Origin of the sequence: Hydrogenophaga sp., from assembly GCF_011772445.1 — a bacterium.
Lineage (GTDB): Bacteria > Pseudomonadota > Gammaproteobacteria > Burkholderiales > Burkholderiaceae_C > Hydrogenophaga.
This window is the reverse complement of sequence record NZ_WVZN01000019.1, coordinates 177-12,296: the sequence shown is the minus strand read 5'-3', so window position 1 is coordinate 12,296 and position 12,120 is coordinate 177. Positions and strand designations below refer to the sequence as shown.

The 12,120-nt window shown below is 70.6% G+C and carries 13 protein-coding genes; 11 read left to right on the top strand and 2 right to left on the bottom strand.

Annotation, left to right across the window (positions count from 1 at the left end):
- Window positions 1–12 precede the first annotated feature (12 nt).
- The 10 genes from GTO19_RS08185 to GTO19_RS08140 all read left to right on the top strand — a co-directional run bounded on the left by GTO19_RS08185 (window position 13) and on the right by GTO19_RS08140 (window position 8,289).
- Window positions 13–1,758: a DUF2341 domain-containing protein gene (locus GTO19_RS08185; RefSeq protein WP_291023123.1), complete on the top strand. Its 1,746-nt coding sequence runs from the start codon at window positions 13–15 to the stop codon at window positions 1,756–1,758.
- Between the two features lies 1 nt (window position 1,759).
- Window positions 1,760–2,170 carry a biopolymer transporter ExbD gene (locus tag GTO19_RS08180; protein WP_291023121.1) on the top strand — a complete coding sequence of 137 codons (411 nt, stop codon included), beginning with the start codon at window positions 1,760–1,762 and terminating at the stop codon, window positions 2,168–2,170.
- Window positions 2,171–2,185: 15 nt separating this feature from the next.
- Window positions 2,186–2,857 (top strand): energy transducer TonB, encoded by a 672-nt coding sequence (locus GTO19_RS08175; protein ID WP_291023119.1) that lies wholly within the window; start codon window positions 2,186–2,188, stop codon window positions 2,855–2,857.
- 448 nt (window positions 2,858–3,305) lie between these two features.
- On the top strand, window positions 3,306–4,862 hold the full coding sequence (locus GTO19_RS08170) for a putative porin (RefSeq protein WP_291023118.1): 1,557 nt from the start codon (window positions 3,306–3,308) through the stop codon (window positions 4,860–4,862).
- Window positions 4,849–5,445, top strand: a complete 597-nt coding sequence (locus GTO19_RS08165) for an ankyrin repeat domain-containing protein (RefSeq protein ID WP_291023116.1) — start codon at window positions 4,849–4,851, stop codon at window positions 5,443–5,445. Before GTO19_RS08170 ends, GTO19_RS08165 begins: the two co-directional genes overlap by 14 nt.
- Window positions 5,334–5,663, top strand: coding sequence for an ankyrin repeat domain-containing protein (locus GTO19_RS08160; RefSeq protein ID WP_363302979.1), 330 nt, complete (start codon window positions 5,334–5,336; stop codon window positions 5,661–5,663). Before GTO19_RS08165 ends, GTO19_RS08160 begins: the two co-directional genes overlap by 112 nt.
- Window positions 5,663–6,295: a hypothetical protein gene (locus GTO19_RS08155; RefSeq protein WP_291023111.1), complete on the top strand. Its 633-nt coding sequence runs from the start codon at window positions 5,663–5,665 to the stop codon at window positions 6,293–6,295. The genes GTO19_RS08160 and GTO19_RS08155 overlap by 1 nt, the downstream gene beginning before the upstream one ends.
- Window positions 6,292–7,185 (top strand): DUF3047 domain-containing protein, encoded by an 894-nt coding sequence (locus GTO19_RS08150; RefSeq protein ID WP_291023109.1) that lies wholly within the window; start codon window positions 6,292–6,294, stop codon window positions 7,183–7,185. The genes GTO19_RS08155 and GTO19_RS08150 overlap by 4 nt, the downstream gene beginning before the upstream one ends.
- Window positions 7,186–7,276: 91 nt before the next feature.
- Window positions 7,277–7,759 carry an antitoxin Xre/MbcA/ParS toxin-binding domain-containing protein gene (locus tag GTO19_RS08145; protein WP_291023107.1) on the top strand — a complete coding sequence of 161 codons (483 nt, stop codon included), beginning with the start codon at window positions 7,277–7,279 and terminating at the stop codon, window positions 7,757–7,759.
- The gene (locus GTO19_RS08140) at window positions 7,756–8,289 is read left to right on the top strand and encodes an RES domain-containing protein (RefSeq protein ID WP_291023106.1); all 534 of its coding nucleotides are present in this window, start codon (window positions 7,756–7,758) and stop codon (window positions 8,287–8,289) included. Before GTO19_RS08145 ends, GTO19_RS08140 begins: the two co-directional genes overlap by 4 nt.
- Before the next feature lie 34 nt (window positions 8,290–8,323).
- Here the strand turns inward: GTO19_RS08140 and epsL are convergent, their stop codons facing one another.
- Together epsL and GTO19_RS08130 are read right to left on the bottom strand one after the other, a co-directional pair.
- Window positions 8,324–9,601, bottom strand: a complete 1,278-nt coding sequence (gene epsL / locus GTO19_RS08135) for an XrtB/PEP-CTERM-associated polysaccharide biosynthesis outer membrane protein EpsL (protein WP_291023104.1) — start codon at window positions 9,599–9,601, stop codon at window positions 8,324–8,326.
- Complete coding sequence (locus GTO19_RS08130; protein ID WP_291023102.1) at window positions 9,601–11,022, bottom strand: undecaprenyl-phosphate glucose phosphotransferase; 1,422 nt, start codon at window positions 11,020–11,022, stop codon at window positions 9,601–9,603. Before GTO19_RS08130 ends, epsL begins: the two co-directional genes overlap by 1 nt.
- Before the next feature lie 244 nt (window positions 11,023–11,266).
- Here GTO19_RS08130 and GTO19_RS08125 point away from each other — a divergent pair, with 244 nt between their 5' ends.
- Entirely contained in the window at window positions 11,267–12,028 is a 762-nt protein-coding gene (locus GTO19_RS08125; protein WP_291023101.1) for a DsbC family protein, read from the top strand.
- The last annotated feature ends 92 nt before the right edge of the window (window positions 12,029–12,120 follow it).

Sequence of the window (12,120 nt, the reverse complement as noted above, 5' to 3'; positions counted from 1 at the left end):
TTTCGCACGACCATGAAACGCCTCTTCGCCCTGTTCGCGCTCGCGATGCTGCTCCCCCTGTCCGCCCACGCCTGGTGGAACGAGGACTGGTCCGTGCGCAAGAAGATCACGCTGGACACCCAGGCCGCCGGCATCAACGCCGACTTGACGGACCTGCCCGTGCTCGTGCGCCTGTCCACCGCCGGCTTCGACTTCCTCAGCGCCAAGGAAGACGGCAGCGACCTGCGCTTCGTCGCCGAGGACGACAAGACGGTGCTCGCGCACCGCATCGAGCGCTTCGACTCGCTCAACGAGCTGGCCTTCGTGTGGGTGCGCGTGCCGCGCGTCGCCGCTGGCAACGCGGCCCAGCACGTGTGGCTGTACTACGGCAACGACGCGGCGCCGCCCGCGCAGGCCATGCCCGTGTACGCCGGGTCGCAATGGGCCGTGTGGTCCATGGCCGAAGAGACCGGGCTGCCGCAGGACAGCGCGAGCGCCGGCAACCACGTGAGGGGTGGCACCGTGAGCTTCGTGCCCGCCGGTCTCATCGGTGGCTCGGCGCGCCTCGCCGGCGACGGAGGCCTGCAGGCCGGCGCGCCCTCACTCGGGGCGGCCACCGGGTTCACGCTGTCGGCCTGGATCAAGCCCGAACGGCTCGATGGCCAGTTGCTGGCCTATGGCGGCCTGACGCTCACGCTGGCGCAAGGCACGCCCGTGGCCGCCGTGGGCGAGGCGCGCGCCGCCGCGCCCACGCCCCTGTCGCTCAACGCCTGGCACCACCTCGCCATCACCTGGGACGCGACGGCGCTCACGCTCCATGTGAACGGCCAGCCCGTGGCCACCACGGCCGCGCCCTTCGCGGCCGCGCCGGCGCTCACGATCGGCGCCGGCCTGGTGGGCGAGATCGACGAGGTGCAGGTCAGCACCGTCGCGCGCCCCGCCGCCTGGGTGGCCGCGCTCGCCGACAACCAGGGCATGGCCACGAAGCTCGTGCGCCAGGGCGAGGAAGAGAGCACCGAAGGCGGCGCCGAGACGGGTTACTTCATGGCCACCATGAACAACCTGACGGTGGACGGCTGGGTCGTCACCATCATCTGCGTGCTCATGCTGTTCGTGGCCCTGTATGTGATGTGGGCCAAGGCCATGCTGCTGTCGCGCGTGGAGAAGAGCAACCCGCGCTTCAACGAGGCGTTCCAGCAGCTCAGCGCGCAACTGCGCGCGCTCAACGCCAGCGCAAAGGAACACGCCAGCCGGCTCGACGGACTCGCCGCGCAGGCGCCGCAGTACCGCCACTCGCCGCTCATGCGCATCTACGAGGTGGGCGCGAAGGAACTCAAGTCGCGCTTCCAACTGGGCGAGGCGAACACCGCCACCGTGCAGCACGACGGCGTGGTCGCGCCGTCGGTGAGCGAGCGCGCCATGCTGGCCGTGCGCGCCGCGCTGGACGCGCAGATGACGCGCGAGCGCGCGCGTCTGGACAGCGGCATGGTGCTGCTGACCATCGCCATCTCGGGCGGCCCGTTCCTGGGCCTGCTGGGCACGGTGGTGGGCGTGATGATCACCTTCGCGGCGATTGCCGCCGCGGGCGACGTGAACGTGAACGCCATTGCCCCCGGCATCGCGGCCGCGCTGGTGGCCACGGTGGCGGGCCTGGGCGTCGCCATTCCGGCGCTGTTTGGCTACAACTACCTGCAGACGAAGATCAAGACGCTGTCGAACGACATGACGGTGTTCGTGGACGAGTTCGTCACGCGCATGGCCGAGACCTACGGAGACTGAGATGGCCAAGGTTCAGGACGACGGCGCGGTCTACGACGACATCAACATCACCCCGATGCTGGACCTGTCGTATGTGCTGCTGGTGATCTTCATCCTGATGACAACCGCCTCGGTGCAGGGCATCAAGGTGAACCTGCCGCGCGCGAGCAACACGCCCAGCCTGGCCAAGCCGGCCACGCGGGCGATCACCATCACCGAGACCGGCGCGCTCTACCTGGACGCCTACCCCATGGCCACGCTGGCCGACCTGGAAGCGCGGCTGCTGCAGTTCAAGGCCAACACGCCCGAGTTCCCGGTGATCGTGAAGGGCGACTCGGCCGTGCAGTACGAAAAGGTGGTGCAGGTGCTGGACCTGCTGGGGCGCATCGATCTCAACCAGATCGGTCTCGTCACGCAGCGCTCCACCCCTTGAGCGAGTGAGCGCGCGATGTCGGAAGGACCCAAGCGCTACGCGCTGATCGCCCGTGTGGCGCTCGTGGCGCTGCTCGCCGCGTTGCTGGTGTCGCTGGCGGTCTGGCTCTATCAGCTGTTTTCCTCGCCCGACGAAGGGACGAAGAAGCGCGCGGTGCAGCAGATCGAGCTGGTGAAGCCGCCACCACCGCCACCGCCACCCAAGACGCCGCCCCCGCCGCCGCCCCCGCAGCAGCAGGAAAAGATCGACGTGCCCAAGCCCGAGGCCTCGCCGGCGCCCGCGCCGCCCACGGATGCGCCGCCGCCCGGACCGACGTCTTCGCTGCCGGGCAATGGGAGCAGCGACGCCTTCGGTCTGCCCCAGGGCGACGGCAGAACCTCCATCGGCCCGGTGGGTGGTGGCGGCGGCGACCGCTTCGCCTGGTACGGCGCGCTGGTGAAGGAGCGCATCACCGACGCCATCGCGCGCGACGAGAAGCTGCGCAAGGCGCAGGACTACCTGCGCGTGGTGAACGTCTGGGTCGACACCAGCGGGCGCGTCACGCGCGTCGAGCTGGTGGGTGCGGCCACCTCGCCCGAGCTCGACGACGCCCTGCGCGCCGCGCTGCGCAACCTGGCGCCGGTGCGCGAGGGCCCGCCCGGCGACATGCCGCAACCCATCCGCCTGCGCGTGTCCGCGCGGTCTTGAAAGGGACTCACCATGACCCTTCTTGCTTTGGCCGTGTGCTTGCCTGGCTTCGAGCGCTTCGAGCGCTTCGAGCGCAGCGGGTGCAGCGGGCTGGCACGCGCGAAGGGAAGTCCGTTTCCCTTGTTGGCGAGCCCAGGTGTCACTCGTCTGGGGCGGGCACAGGGCCGTGGCGGCGCCTGTGCGGTGCCGAGAAGCGCAGCGCGGGCGGCCAGCGCGCGCAGCGCGCTTCGTGAACTGATTGGCGGCATCTGTTTGAACGGAGCGCGCAAAGCGCGCGCAGTGAGTTATGCCGCCTGGCCGCCCGCGCGAGCATCGCAGGGGAGTCCTCGCGCAGCGAGGACCACCGCAGTGAAGCCGCCACGGCCCTGTGCCCGCCCCTGACGCGCCAACCAAGCCCGTGGGCCCACACCCCCCGAAACGACCCCAGCCATCCTTCTACGAGACGGACATGACACCAACCTTTGCCTTTGCCCTGCGCGCCACCGCCCTGGCCGCCGCCCTGGCCGCCGGCACCGCCCAGGCCCAGACCAGCGAACGCGAAAGCCTGGAGGTGCTGCGCCAGACCACGCTGCAGCTCATCGAGGCCCTGGTGCAGCAGGGTGTGCTGCCGGCCGACAAGGCGCAGGCCCTGATCGCCCAGGCCGAGGCCAAGGCGCGCGCCGCCGTGGCCGAGCAGAAGAAGACCGACCAGAACACCGTGCGCATCCAGTACGTGCCCGAATCGGTGCGCCAGCAGATCGCCAACGAGGTGCGTGAAGAGGTGGTGGCACAGGCCAAGGCCGAGCGCTGGGGCGACGTGAACGCCGTGCCCGAATGGGTGGACCGCTTCCGATTCGACGGCGAAATCCGCGTGGGCTATCAGCGCGACATGTTTGACGAGGCCAACGCATCCGAGCTGTTCTTCCTGGCGGGCGGCCAGAACATCAGCAACACCCTGATCGACCGCAACCGCGAGCGCCTGCGCGCCCGCCTGGGCGTGACGGCGCGCGTGACGCAGGACATCACCGCCGCTCTGCGCCTGACCACCGGCAGCAGCGACGACCCGGTCTCCACCAACCAGACGCTGGGCAGCTACGGCAGCAAGTACAACTTCGCACTCGACCGCGCCTACCTGCGCGCGCGTTCGCAGGATTTCATGCCCTGGGTCACCACCACGGCCGGGCGCATCCCCAACCCCTTCTTCAGCACCGACCTGGTGTGGGACGACGACCTCAACTTCGACGGCCTGGCCCTGCAGTTCGACGACCCGGCGGCGAACGCGCGCGTGTGGCGACCCTTTGGCGTGGTGGGCTGGTTTCCGTTGCAGAACCTGGAGCGCTCCTCGCTCAGCGAGGCGCGCAGCAAGTCGCTGCTGGCGGCGCAGGCGGGTGTGGAGTGGGTGCCCAGCAACGACCTTCGCGCCAAGCTGGGCGTGGCGCTGTACGACTACCGCAACATCAGCGGCGTGCGCAACAGCTTCGACAGCAACACGCAGGATGCCACCCAGCCCGCCTTCCGCCAGAAAGGGAACTCGCTGTTCAACCTGTCGAACCCGACGAACTTCGGTGGCCCCTTCGGCCTGGCCGCCGACTACCGCCTGCTCAACCTCACGGCCGCGGTGGACTACAACCTCTTCAACCCGGTGCACCTGATCGTGAGCGCGGACTATGTGCGCAACATGGGCTTCGACCAGGCGCGCGTGCTCGCGCGATCGGGCCTGAACCTGGAGAAGGAAGACACGGGCTACATGGTGCGCGTGGCGGTGGGCATGCCCACCATGCTGCTCAAGGGCGATTGGCAGCTTTCGCTGGCTTACCGCTACCTGGAAGCCGACGCCGTGCTCGACGCCTTCACCGATTCCGACTTCCACCTGGGTGGCACCAACAGCAAGGGCTTCGTCGTGGGCGGGCAGTACGGGCTGAGCCGCAACACCTGGCTGAGCGCACGCTGGCTCTCCAGCCGCGAGATCACCGGCCTGCCACTGTCCATCAACACCTTCCAGGTCAACTTCCATGCGCGCTTCTGAAGTCGCTGGCTTCGCTGTTCTGGCCGCGCTGCTGGCCGGCTGCGCAGCGCCCGACGCCGAGCGGCTGGCGCTGCGCGAGCGCATCGAGCAGGGCGGGCTGGCGCCGGAGGACACGCCGCGCTTCTTCACCTCGCCGCTGGACAACGCCGAGGCGCAACGCGCCGCGCGCGAGATCGCGCCGCGCCTGGCCACGCCGCTGGACGCCGAGCTGCTGGCGGCGGCCGAGGCGGCCGACGCCGCGCGCGTGCGTGAGGCCTTGAAGCAGGGCGCCCAGGCCAACGCCGTGGATGCGCTGGGCCGCACGTCGCTGATGCTGGCCGCGCGCAGCGGCGACCTGGCGTGCGCGCGCGCGCTGCTGCGCGCCGGTGCGGAGCCCGACGGGCGCGGCCACCGGGGCGCCACGCCGCTGTCGGCCGCCGCGGTGCGTGGGCACGAGCGCATGGTGCGCCTGCTGCTCAAGNNGGTGAGACGGTGCCGCTGGTGCAGGCCGCCCATCTGCGCCACCTGGACGTGGCCCGCGCCCTGCTGGAGGCCGGCGCCCGCCCGGACGCGCGTGACCGCTCGGGCGACAGCCTGCTGGTGATCGCCATTCACACCCACCAGCCCGCGCTGCTGGACGCCCTGCTCGCGCACGGTGCCGATCCCAACGCGATCGACGCCAGTGGCCTGAGCCCCTTGTACTGGGCCGAGCGCGAGGAGCGAGCGGCCATGGTGCAGCGCCTGCTGGCGGCGGGCGCGCGCGCCAGCGAGCAGCAGCGCAGCTTGCGCGCCAGCGGGCCTTACCGCACGGAGGATTTCTGATGAACCACTGCAACTGGCAACGCACCGCCGTGCTGCTGCTGGCCCTGGCCAGCCTGTGCACCGGCGCCCTGGCGCAGGACGACAAACGCGCCAGCCGCGAGCGCGAGGCCCTGCGCCGCGCGCAACAGCAGGCGCAGCGCGCCGCCCAGGAAGTCAGCACGCTGCAGCAGCAGCTCGGCACCGCCGAGCAGGAGCGCCAGCGCCTGGCCGCCGACGCCGAGGCCCTGCAGCAGCAGACGCGCAGCGAGGCCGCGCGCGGTCAGCGGCTGTCGCGTGAACTGTCCGCCGCCACGGCCGAGCGCGACGCGCTGCGCACCGACAAGGCGGCGCTGGAAGCGCAGGTGAAGACGCTGCAGGAGCAGGTGGCCAAGCTGCAGAAGGAGCTGGCCGTCGCCACCGAGCGCGGTCGCGTCCTCAACACGCAGGGCCAGGCGCTCAACAGCGAACTGGCCGCCTGCGCGGCGCGCGGCGTCGGGCTCTACACGGTGGGCCGCGCACTCATCGACGACTGCCGCACCCACCAGGAAGGCGTGAAGGCGAACGGCCTGGAAGCCTTCACGGGCCTCAAGCGCGTCGAACTTGAAAACATTCTGCAAACTTACCGCGACAAACTCGACGAGCACAAGCCATGAGGCACCCCCGCCGCGCTTCGCGCGACCCCCTCCAGGGGGCGGCGCCTGGGGCCCGGCAAAGCCGGTTCCCCGGCGCCCCCGCCCTGCATCGGCTCGTCACCGGATCCATCGCCTGGTTGGCCGTGGTGTGCGCCCTGGTGGGCTGCGCCGCGTTGCCGGTGGATGAGGAGCCGTCCACCGTGGAGCAGGCCCTGGCTGCATCCGAGTGGGCGCGCGCGTCCGACTGGGGCCTGCTGGGCACCACGCCCGGTTGGCGCCACCAGCGCTACGGCTCGGCGCGCCCCACGCGCTACGGCGTGGGCGAGCGCGAGGGCCGGCCCGCGGTGCACGCCAACAGCCGCGCGGGCAACAGCACCCTGCGCCTGCCGCTGGGCGCACCGGTGGATCCCGCGCTGCGGCTGGCGTTTTCCTGGCTGGTGCCGCAACTCAACCACAAGGCCGACCTGCGCGACGCCGAGATCGACGACGCGGTGGTTCGGGTGATCCTCACCTTCGATGGCGACCGCGACCTGTTCCGCCCGCGCGACCGCTGGCTGTCGGAGATCGTGCAACTGGTCACCGGCGAGCCCATGCCCTACGCCACGCTGATGTACGTGTGGGACCACCGCTACCCGGCGGGCACCGTGGTCCCCAACCCGCACACCGACCGCATCCGCATGCTGGTGGTGCAGTCGGGCGAGGAGGGTGTGGGCCGCTGGAACGACCTCGAGCGCGACGTGGCGGCCGATTTCCGGGCCGCGTTCGGCGAAGCGCCGGGCCGCCTCACCGGGCTGGGGCTGATGACGGACTCGAACAACACGGGCGAGTCGGTGCAGGCGTGGTTCGGGCCGCTGGTGCTGCGGCCGGCCGCGTCTCCGTCGTTGGCTGCCGTGCCCTCGGACAAACACTAGGGACTAGGGCGCGGGCGCGACGGCTCGCCAAATGGCGTAAACTTCTCCGCCAATTGTCGGCCTCATGGCTGGCCGAATGAAGGAGTGCCCCATGAACCCCCGCAAGTCCGCCAGCGCCCGGCCTGTTGCGCGCGAGTCCACGCTCCACGTCGCCGAAAAGTCGCCCAGCTACCGCATCGATCCGCCCGCCCGCCTGGCCGGGCTGGACCCTTTGCAGGTGCACGACGCCGTGTCGGACGGCTTGCCCACGCGCGAGGTCGAAGGCCTGATCGCCCAATTCCGGCAGATTCCCAAGGCCCAGCTGCTGCGGGCGCTGGGCGTGAGCGAGCGCACCTTGCAGCGGCACAAGGGTGGCAAGCTGGGCAGCGACATCGCGAGTGCCGCCATCGACCTGGCCACCACGGTGGAAGCCGCCGCGCGGACCCTGGGCTCGCTGGCGGCGGCGGAGCATTGGCTGGGCCAGCCGGCCGTGGCATTCAACGGCCGTTGCCCCATTGACTTGCTCAGCACCCGCCAGGGCGCCGATCTGGTGCGCGAGCACCTGGTGCGCATGGAATACGGGGTCTACGCTTGACCCCGTTGCCCACCGCGCTGGCCGCGCGCGCGGGCGGCAAGGCGCACACGCTCCCAGCGGCGGGCGGCCTCCTGTTCTGGCGGCTGGACAAGGACCGGCACCTGGGCACCTGGGCCTCGGGCGAAGGCGCGTTCCAGGTGGGCGGGCGCTGGAATGCCCGGGGCACGCGCGTGATCTATGGTGCCCTCGATCCCGCGACGGCCTTGCTCGAGGTGGCCGTGCACGCGGGCTTTGCCGCGCTGGACGCCGTTGCGCATTCGCTGGTGTGCGCGCGCTGGCTCGACATCGCCCGGGTGAAGGTGCTGCCGCCCGACGCGTTTCCCGACCCCTCGTGGTTGCGGCCGGGCGTGCCGGGCGCGGCGCAACAGGCGTTCGCCGCCGAGCAGATGAAGTCGCATCCCGTGCTGGTGCTGCCGAGCGTGGTGAGCCCGCGTTCGTGGAACGTGGTGATCGACGTGGCGGCGGCGGCGGGGCAACTGGACACGGTGCTCACGGAGCGGTTCTCGCTGGACGGGCGCTTGCTCGGTTGAGTGGCACGCGGGCGCGCAGATCGTGAGCACGTTCTCAGAACCGCCCGCTGATCCCGACCCGCAACAGATCGCTGCGGTAGCGCCAGCTCGGCACGTTGCTCTGGCGCCGGCTGTCCTGCCAGGTCAGGTCCAGCGAGGCCTGGCGGGCAAAGGCCCAGCGCAGGCTCAGCGAGCGTTCGCGCGTGCGGTCCTTGCGCGGGTCGGGCAGGGCGCCGGGTGGCGGGCGCTGGAAATCGCGGTCGGCGCTGCCCCAGCTGCCTTGCAGGCTCCACTTGCTGGTGAGCACCCAGGTGCCATTGAGCGTCCAGCGCCGGGTGCGCGTCACGCTGGCGTTGCTGGTCTGGTAGCTGCTGAAGTCCTCGCTGGCGCTCAGGCGAAGCAGGGTCTTGGCGCTGGGCGTCCAGTTCGCCGAGACACGCCAGTTGAGCGCGTCGTAGTCGCGCGCGGCCACCCGTTCGTGCTCGCGGTCGATCCAGGCGAGGTTGGCCTCCAGCCGCGTTTTGTCCGTGACGGGCCAGCGCGCGTCCAGGGCCCACTCGTCCTGCCGGAAGTCGTCGTCGCGCAGCGGGGCCGGCGCCCGGTCCGGGTCGATGATTTCGCCCTCGCCGCTGCGCCAGCGCAGCGCGAGCGAGCTGCCCTTGGGTGTCTCGCGCCGCACGCCCAGGCCGGTGGTGCGCAGGACCTGGCTGTCTTCGCCCACCAGGGGCTGCTGGTTTTCATTGCGCGCTTCCTGCGCCTCGGCAATCAGCGTCCAGGCGCCGTCCAGGCGCCAGTTGGCGTCCACGCTCTCGAAGCGGCGCAGGCGCCGGTTGCGCTGGGTGAGCACGCTGGTGTCTTCGAAGCTGTTGACGCTTTCGTCGCGCTGCGTTCTCACCGTGCCGGTGAGGTCGGGCGTGATGGCCCAGCGCCAGCGCAGGTCGTGGTTGCGCGCCAGCAGGTCGAGCTGGTCGTAGGTGTCGTAGGCGTAGTCCACCAGGCCGATGTCGGCCTCCAGGCGCTGCAGGCTGAAGTCGCGCGCGTAGTGCAGGCCGACGGAGCGGATGTGCAGCGTCTCGGCCGCGCTGGTCCGTCCGAGCGCGAACAGGGGGTTCACGCCGTCGGCCAGGCGGAACAGGTTGCTGTCGCGCTGCACGCGGTAGGCGGCAGAGAGGCTCAGGCCCTCGTCTTGTGCCAGCGCCAGAGGCGCGGCGAGACACGCCAGGGCGGTACAAGTGCCGATGCCCAGCCAAGAGAGACCACCGATCCGGCTTCGCCGGTCGGTCGGTCTCGCCCCCTTGAGTGGGGCGCGCGCAGCGCGGCGGGGGTGTGCCATCAATACGCCTGCTGGTCCTTGAAGACCAAGCGGATGGTTTTCAGGATGATCAGCAGGTCAAGCTTGAGCGACCAATTGCGCAGGTAGTCCAGGTCCAGCGCGATGCGGCCCTCCATCTTCTCCAGCGTGTCGGTCTCGCCCCGGTAGCCGTTGACCTGCGCCCAACCCGTGATGCCCGGCTTGACCTTGTGCCGCACCATGTAGCCCTTGATGAGCTTGCGGTAGAGCTCGTTGTGCGCCACGGCGTGCGGGCGCGGGCCCACGATGCTCATGCGACCCTGCAGCACGTTGATGAACTGCGGCAGTTCGTCGAGCGAGGTGCGTCGCAGCACGGCGCCCAGTGGGGTGATGCGCTGGTCGTTGCGGCGCGCCTGCGTGACCAGCGCGCCGTCCTCGGCCACCGTCATCGAGCGGAACTTGTAGACCACGATCTGTTCGCCGGATTGGCCGTAGCGGCGCTGCTTGAAGATGACGGGCCCGGGCGAGGTGGCCTTGACCAGGACGGCGATGGCGATGAGCACCGGCGCCAGCAGCACCAGCAGGAGCGAGGCCAGCACGATGTCGCTGCCGCGCTTGAGCAAGCCGCTGATGCCCTGGAAGGGCGTGTCGCACACCGAGATGACGGGCACGCCGCACAGCACGGTGGGCTTGCTCTGGATCAGGTCGGTCACGAACAGGTCGGGCACGAAGTAGATCGAGGCCGTGGTGTCCTTCAGGTCGTCCAGGATCTTGAGGATGCGCGGCTGCGAGGCCATGGGCAGGGAGATGTAGACGTGGTCGATGCGCTGGTGGCGGATCACCTCGCCCAGCGATTCGAAGCGGCCGAGCAGGGGAAAGCGCTGGTCGTCGGGCAGGCGCTCGCGCGAGCGGTCGTCCACGAAGCCCACGAGTTCGAAGTTGTGAAAGCGCGCGTCCTGCAGGTTGTGGGCGAGCTGCAGGCCCTGCGGGTTCATGCCGGCCACCAGGGCGCGCACGGGCCGGCCCTGCAGGCGGACCAGCGTGGGCGCGGTGGCGCGCAGGCCCAGCCAGGCCGCGAGGTCGATGGCCGGCACCAGGCCCATCCACCAGGCGATGACTTCGTCGGGGAACAGGCGCACGTAGCCGGTGGTCCAGCCGGCGGCCAACAGCAGGCCGAAGGTGGTGCCCCAGCTCAGCAGCACGTCCAGCAGCAGCCAGCGCACCGTGCCCGTGAGCCGCGAGGGGCCGGGAAAGGTCATGGCGAACACCACCACCGCCAGAAGGAAGTACTCGGGGTGAATGCCGCCGTCCAGCAGGCGCGCCAGCACCCAGAGCACGGCCACGCCGATGACCGGGCTGAGCGACATCTCCAGCAGGTTGAGCAGGCTGCCGCGCGCCGTCGCGCCCGTGGCGCCGGCCACGCGCGGGGAGCTGCTGGAGGCGATGGAGCTGATGTCGATCACGACGGGGGAGGTGCCGCAGGGGCGCGGTGGGGGGCGGTGTGACAGCGGTCGAATGAGCGATCCAGTGTGCGGCCCTTGTGTGACAAATCGACGCGCTGCGGGCTTGTTGCGGGTCGGGCCGGGACGGCCATGGTCCTTTCGGACCATGGCGCTTTCGCATCGCCGGGCTGTCGGCAAACCGTCACGCGCACAGGCCATGCTGGGCGCCCTTGGTTGATCAGAGATGGGGCGCGACATGCCGGGCATGGAACGACGTGAAGGACTCAAGCGGCTGGCCCTGATGGCCGGCCTGGGCGGGGCGGGGCCCGCGCTGGCGCAGGCGGTGGCCACGCGGCCCGTGCGCGACGAGGTGGCCCTGAAGGCCATCGTGGAGCGGCTCACGGGCGGCCAGGTGCAGTTCTTTGGCGCGGGGCCCCTGCCGGGCCTGCACGAGGTGATCGTGAAGGACAAGGTGTTCTACATCGACGCCGCGGGCGAGCACCTGATCGACGGCCACATCATCGACATCGCCAACCGGCGCTCGCTCACGGCGCAGCGCCAGGCCGAGTACGTGCTGGCGAGCACGCCCACGCTGCGCCTGGCCGAGCTGGACCTGGCCGACGCGATCACCATCCAGCGCGGCCAGGTGGTGCCGGGCCGCGTGCTGGTGAGCTTCGAGGACCCGCGCTGCGGCTTCTGCAAGCGCCTGCACGTGACGCTGAAGGACGCCACCGACCTGACGGTGCACACCTTCCCGATTTCGTACCTGGGTCCCGAGTCGCGCGCGCTGAACGAACGCATCTGGTGCGCTCCCTCGCGACCGATCGCCTGGGAAGCGGCGATGGCCGACCAGGAGGTGCCGGGGAATGGCGCCTCGGGCTGCGGCGTCGAGGCGCTGGAGCGCAACATGGCGCTGGCCGAAAAATTCCGCGTGCAGGGCACGCCCACGCTGTTCACGGCCGAGGGGCAGCGCCTCAACGGCGCGGTGAAGCTGGATGTGATCGAAGCGGCGCTGAAGGGGGCTTGAGGGTGGGTAGGGTTCCCCCTCTCGCCAGGACCTCGCGCTGGTTTCTCGTTGAGACCTCGCGCTGACGGCTGGCGTGGTCCGCGTTCTCCGGC

What these genes read in the sequence shown, in the direction of transcription:
- GTO19_RS08150 (WP_291023109.1), top strand. Translation starts at nt 6,292, where the DNA reads ATGAGGCACCCCCGCCGCGCTTCGCGCGACCCCCTCCAGGGGGCGGCG.
- GTO19_RS08180 (WP_291023121.1), top strand. Translation starts at nt 1,760, where the DNA reads ATGGCCAAGGTTCAGGACGACGGCGCGGTCTACGACGACATCAACATC.
- GTO19_RS08125 (WP_291023101.1), top strand. Translation starts at nt 11,267, where the DNA reads ATGGAACGACGTGAAGGACTCAAGCGGCTGGCCCTGATGGCCGGCCTG.
- GTO19_RS08145 (WP_291023107.1), top strand. Translation starts at nt 7,277, where the DNA reads ATGAACCCCCGCAAGTCCGCCAGCGCCCGGCCTGTTGCGCGCGAGTCC.
- GTO19_RS08185 (WP_291023123.1), top strand. Translation starts at nt 13, where the DNA reads ATGAAACGCCTCTTCGCCCTGTTCGCGCTCGCGATGCTGCTCCCCCTG.
- GTO19_RS08170 (WP_291023118.1), top strand. Translation starts at nt 3,306, where the DNA reads ATGACACCAACCTTTGCCTTTGCCCTGCGCGCCACCGCCCTGGCCGCC.
- GTO19_RS08155 (WP_291023111.1), top strand. Translation starts at nt 5,663, where the DNA reads ATGAACCACTGCAACTGGCAACGCACCGCCGTGCTGCTGCTGGCCCTG.
- epsL (WP_291023104.1), bottom strand. Translation starts at nt 9,601, where the DNA reads ATGGCACACCCCCGCCGCGCTGCGCGCGCCCCACTCAAGGGGGCGAGA.
- GTO19_RS08175 (WP_291023119.1), top strand. Translation starts at nt 2,186, where the DNA reads ATGTCGGAAGGACCCAAGCGCTACGCGCTGATCGCCCGTGTGGCGCTC.